The 503-nt window shown below is 46.5% G+C and carries 1 protein-coding gene; it reads right to left on the bottom strand.

The features are described from left to right. Nucleotides 1–503: hypothetical protein (locus DSM107010_RS39210; protein WP_158631983.1), on the bottom strand; the 503-nt coding region annotated here is incomplete at both ends.

The raw sequence follows: 503 nt of genomic DNA, 5'->3' as shown, positions 1-503 counted from the left end.
CTGTAAAAATCTTCCCGTTGTTCTAACTCAAAATCTCCCGACAGAACAGCTAGCCAAGTTGTGACTAATAGCATTTTCCGATCTGACTCTAGAGTGGTTGAAGAATGTATTTGTTCTACCAGCTCGACCAATGGTAAGCACCTAGTTGACGTACTCGTAAAACAATCGGCGATCGCGCCTATCCAAGTCGAAACGTCTTCGTCATGGGCAACCTCAAGCGCTTTTTGTTTCTTTTCTTCATCCGACTGCAGTGAGGAGACGGCAATTTCAGAGTTATGTTCCAATTGTTGCACCATTTCCAGCACGGCAGATTTATCGACTGGAGCGACGATAGAAGATTCCACCTTAAAGCTGGGTACGCTACGACGCTTGCGCTTTGGAGCGGGTGCGATCAAATCGCTCAAATCCACTGCCATTGACTGCCGCACTAAATCTGAAAAAAAACCATGAGATACAACTGGGTCACGGTAGGAATACTCCCAGTTTTCGATCGACACCTCAGC

It is taken from the genome of Chroococcidiopsis cubana SAG 39.79, assembly GCF_003991895.1.
In the GTDB taxonomy this organism is placed as follows: Bacteria; Cyanobacteriota; Cyanobacteriia; order Cyanobacteriales; family Chroococcidiopsidaceae; genus Chroococcidiopsis; species Chroococcidiopsis thermalis.
This window is presented reverse-complemented; position numbering and strand designations above follow the sequence as displayed.